This is a genomic window from Protofrankia sp. CiP1_Cm_nod1, assembly GCF_920888515.1.
GTDB lineage: Bacteria > Actinomycetota > Actinomycetes > Frankiales > Frankiaceae > Protofrankia.
The window spans coordinates 1-4,524 of the sequence record NZ_CAKKTM010000315.1 but is presented as its reverse complement, the minus strand read 5'-3'; the positions used below and the strand labels follow the sequence as shown (position 1 = coordinate 4,524).

Sequence of the window (4,524 nt, the reverse complement as noted above, 5' to 3'; positions counted from 1 at the left end):
GATCCGCCGGCTCGCGCCGGAGCTCACCGCCGGCCTGCCCGTGACGCTGGCCCTCGCCGCGGCCGCGACCGCGGGACGGGTGGTGATCCCGGTCGCCGTCCAGCAGACCGTCGACCACGGCCTGCTGGACGGCCGGCCGGACCTCGCCGTGGTGCGCCACGCGGTGCTGGCCGCGGCGGTGGCGATCGTGGTGACGGCGCTGGCGGCCTACCGGATGAACGTCCGGCTCTACCGGGCGTCGGAGGCGGCCCTGGCGACCATGCGGGTGCGGGCGTTCCGGCACATCCACGAGCTGTCCGTGCTGGCCCAGGCGCGGCAGCGGCGCGGGGCGCTGACCTCCCGGGTGACCAGCGACGTCGACCAGATGTCGCAGTTCCTGCAGTTCGGCGGCATGGTGCTGCTGCTCTCCGCCGGGCAGATGATGGTCGCGACCGTGCTGATGGCGGTGTACTCCTGGCCGCTGACCATCGTCGTCTACGCCTGTTTCGTCCCGATGGCCGTGGTGGTGTGGCGCTTCCAGCCGCGGGTGGCCAGGCGGTACCTGACCGTGCGGGAGCGGGTCGGGGACATGCTGGGCGCGATCTCGGAGTCGGTGGTCGGCGCGGCGGTGGTGCGCGCCTACGGTGTCCAGGCGCGCACGGCGGCCCGGGTGGACACCGCCGTCGACCGGTACCGCTCGGCGCAGACGGCCGCGCAGCGCCTGGTCGCCACGGTCTTCTCCGTCGGGGAGCTGGTGGCGGCGGGCGCCACCAGCGCCGTGGTGGTCGGCGGGGTGCTGCTCGGGGTGGGCGGCCATCTCAGCGCCGGGCGGCTGGTGGCCTTCCTGTTCCTGGTGACGCTGTTCGTGGTGCCGTTGCAGACCCTGACCGAGATGCTCAACGAGGGCGCGGGCGCTCTCGCCGGGCTGCGCCGCGTCCTGGACGTGCTGGACACCCCGCATGACGTGCCCGATCCCGGCCCGGACGGGCGGGAGCTGCCCGCCGGCCCGCTGTCGGTGTGCTTCGAGCGGGTCTCGTTCGCCTATCCGGGCGGCCCGCCCGTGCTGTGCGGCGTCGACCTGCGGATCGCGGCCGGCAGCCGGGTCGCGGTGGTCGGCGAGACCGGGTCGGGCAAAACCACGCTCGCCCGGCTGCTCGTCCGCCTGGTGGATCCGGCCGCCGGCCAGGTGCTCGTCGCCGGGGTGCCACTGGCACGGGTGCGGTTCGCCGCGCTGCGCCGGCGGGTCGTGATGGTCCCGCAGGAGGGGTTCCTCTTCGACGCGAGCATCGCCGACAACGTCCGCTACGGGCGTCCGGACGCCACTGACCGTGATGTTCTGGACGCGTTCGGCGCGCTGGGGCTCGCCGACTGGATCAGCGGGCTCGCCGACGGCGTGCGGGCCCGCGTCGGTGAGCGCGGCAGCCTGCTGGCCGCGGGCGAGCGCCAGCTGGTGGCGCTCGCCCGCGCCCAGGTCGCCGCCCCGGACCTGCTCGTCCTCGACGAGGCGACGTCGGCGGTGGATCCGGCGACCGAGGTGCGGCTGGCCGGCGCGCTGCGCGAGATCACCCGCGGGCGGACGTCGGTCACGATCGCCCACCGGCTGTCCACGGCCGAGTCCGCGGACCTGGTCGTCGTCGTCGACGCCGGCCGGATCGTCCAGCAGGGCACCCACGCGGAGCTGGTCGCCGTCCCCGGCGTGTACCAGCGCCTGCACGCCTCCTGGACGGCCGGCACCAGCGGCTCGTGACGGCCGGGCCGGGCCCGCGGGAGACCGGCGCGAGGTCGTCACCGCGTACGCCGACGCGGCACAGGAGCGTACCCGGCAGCACACCCGCGCCGATCATGGACTGCGCGGGCGGTGGCGAGGGGGAGCCGCGCCTATCGGCGCCGGACCGTGATGCGGGTCCACGAGCCGACGTAGATGCGTGACCCGTCGCGCAGCGGGACGGCCACGCCGCGGGCCAGCGGCGCCAGTTCGTCGTCGAGGTAGGTGCCGTTGGACGACCCCAGGTCGGTGATGGTCAGCGTGCCGTCCGGCGGGTGGTCGAGCATCGCGTGGGTGCGCGAGACCCCTCTGTCCTCGGGCGTCACCGACAGGTCGACGTCGGGGTAGTAGCCGCGGGAGCGGCTCTGCCGGCCGATGAGCGAGCGCGAGCCGCGCAGCGCGAGCACGCGGGTGACGACGGTCGCCGGGAACGACACGCCCTCCTCCGAACCGCGGTCGAAGAACGCCTGGTCCGGCGTGACCTCCGCCTCCCAGCCGCTCGGCGTGCTGTCCGGCGCCGATGCCGATGCCGGTGCCGATGCCGGTGCCGACGCCACGGGGCCACCGGCCGCCGGGCCGCCCGGCCCCGGGTGACGATCTGGCTGGAGGGGATCCGGTGCCTCGACGGGCACGGCCGTCAGCATGGGTGGCGGCATGCCCGTGACGAAGTCGTAGCCGCAGGTCTCGCAGAAACGACCGGCGCCGTCCCGAGGGGTCGTGCACATCGGGCACGAGCCGGCACCGGCACCGGCCGGCCGGGCCGCCGCGTCGGCCGGTCGCGGCGGTTGTGCCTGCGGTGGCTGTGACGGGTGCGGTGGTTGTAACGGGTGCGGCGGTCGTAACGGCTGTGACGGCCCCGGCTCGGGCGGGACGGCGTGCGGCGCCGGGGGCGGCTGCTCGGCGGCGATCAGGATGCCGCACTGGTCGCACCAGTCGTAGGTCTGCGACAGGTGCCCCTCCTGGCAGCGGGCGCTCACCGCTTCGCCGGCACCGTCTTGGTGGACGACACGTCCAGGTCCATCTCGTCCAGCGCGTCGACGTCGCGCCTGAGGCGTACCTTCCCGGTCGCCGGGTCGTCGATGTCGACCACCTTGGCCAGGCGCCGGAGCGTGCCCTCGTCGTCGGCCTCGGCGGCGAGCTGCGTCGCCCGGCCCAGTCTGGTGGCGGCGGTGGCGTCGTCGCCCAGCGCCCTCGCCTCGATGCCCTCCTGGATCGCCCGCGCCAGCTCCTCCTGACCGGTGTAGTGGGCGACCTTGTCGTTGATCCGGGTCGACAGGTCGGTGTCGTCCGTCCAGACGGCCAGGACGAGGGCTTCCGACAGCTTGGTGTCGCCGGCGACGAGGGTCACCCTGGCGGCGAGCTTCCTGGTACCGACCGGACCGGGCACGACGTCGACGCACAGGTGATACTCGCGGGTGCCGGCGCCCCAGGCGCCGGTCGGGTAGTCACGGGTCCGCTCGTTGACGTCGCCGCCGCGGCCGGTCAGGTCGTCGACCTCGGGGTAGACCTGCCGCAGGAACCGGACGGCCGCGCCCTTGGGCGTCCACACCCGTAACGTCACGTCGGGAACGGCCCGGGCGGTGGCCGCGGCGACCACCGCCCGGAAGTCGTCCGCCATCTGTTCCGGAGTCCGCAGCAGCTCCACCGAACCGAGCAGCAGGCTCGCGATCTGGCGCAGCTCGGACACCCGCCAGTCGGCGCCCACCCCCCGGCAGTCGCACTGGAACACGCCTTCGCACCGGGCGAGCGCGGCGGCGAAGACGTCCTCGCTCTCCCAGTTCTGGCCATCGGTGAGCAGGATGGCGTGCCGGGCCGCGCCGGGCCGGGTCTCCATCAGCGAGCGGGTCAGCGTCAGCCACTGGCCGATGGCTGTGCCGCCGCCCGCGCGGATGTCGTGCACCGCCTGCTTCGCCGCCGACCTGGTCGCCGCCGACGCCTCGGCGAGACCGGTCTGGCTTGTCGGGTAGACGACCCGGGCGGAGCTGTTGCCCGAGACCACCGCGAACGCCACGCCGTCGGGCAGCGTGTCGATCGCGACGGCGGCCGCGCGCCGGGCTTCGGTGATCTTCTTGCCCTCCATCGACCCGGAGGAGTCGATGATGATCACTTCCGCGGTGCCGGGGCCCGCGCCCGTGCCGGCCGGGCCGTCGGACACGATTTCGGCACTGTCCGTCACCGCTTTGACCGTCACCACCGCGTGGACATCGGTGGCGCCCTCGCTCAGGTACGCGTTCTGGTTGACATCACTACTGAACGTGACCATCAAGGTCTCCGGGGGTGAGGTCGTCGGGTACATCGAGGACGATGACGGTGATGTTGTCGTGCCCACCGGCGCGCAGGGCGACGTCGGCCAGGTGCCGGGCGACGTCGATCGGTGCCGCAGCGGTGCCGGCCGAGGCCACGTGGGCGGCGAGCACCTGCGGGTCCGAGGCGTAGTTCCACAGCCCGTCGCTGCACACCACCACCCGGCCGGGACCGGTCAGCCGGGCGGAACCGACCTGCGGGACCACGTTGCCGCCGTTGTCGGGGCCGAGCCAGCGGGTGATCGTGTGCGCTCCCGGCGCCGTCTCGGCGGCCTCCACCGGGATGAGACCGGCGCTCGCGGCGTGTGCGGCGAGCGTGTCGTCGGCCGTGAGCCGCACCGGGCCGTCGGTACCGAGCAGGTACACCCTGCTGTCGCCGAGCCAGCCGACGGACAGCACACTGTCGATGACGACCGCGGCCACGAACGTGCACGCCGGCGCGGCGCCGGGGGTGGCGACCGGCCGGTCCAGCACCGC

General features: G+C 74.4%; 3 protein-coding genes and 1 pseudogene. 1 reads left to right on the top strand and 3 read right to left on the bottom strand.

What is annotated here, in order from left to right; all coding sequences use genetic code 11:
* The first annotated feature begins 1 nt into the window (after position 1).
* Positions 2-1,726 carry an ABC transporter ATP-binding protein gene (locus tag NBX02_RS14015; RefSeq protein WP_250291674.1) on the top strand — a complete coding sequence of 575 codons (1,725 nt, stop codon included), beginning with the start codon at positions 2-4 and terminating at the stop codon, positions 1,724-1,726.
* A gap of 131 nt (positions 1,727-1,857) precedes the next feature.
* On the opposite strand, the gene NBX02_RS14010 is transcribed toward NBX02_RS14015, so the two are convergent.
* From NBX02_RS14010 to NBX02_RS14000, 3 genes and pseudogenes are all read right to left on the bottom strand, one after another.
* Positions 1,858-2,721 (bottom strand): FHA domain-containing protein, encoded by an 864-nt coding sequence (locus NBX02_RS14010; protein WP_250287334.1) that lies wholly within the window; start codon positions 2,719-2,721, stop codon positions 1,858-1,860.
* A complete protein-coding gene (locus tag NBX02_RS14005; RefSeq protein ID WP_250291671.1) occupies positions 2,718-4,007 on the bottom strand; it encodes a VWA domain-containing protein in 1,290 nt (429 codons plus the stop codon). Before NBX02_RS14005 ends, NBX02_RS14010 begins: the two co-directional genes overlap by 4 nt.
* Positions 3,991-4,524 (bottom strand): annotated as a pseudogene (locus NBX02_RS14000) (protein phosphatase 2C domain-containing protein); the annotation flags it as partial. The gene NBX02_RS14005 and the pseudogene NBX02_RS14000, both read right to left, overlap by 17 nt.

Excerpts from the sequence above, each read along its gene's own strand:
- NBX02_RS14005 (WP_250291671.1), bottom strand. The coding sequence starts at position 4,007 with ATGGTCACGTTCAGTAGTGATGTCAACCAGAACGCGTACCTGAGCGAG.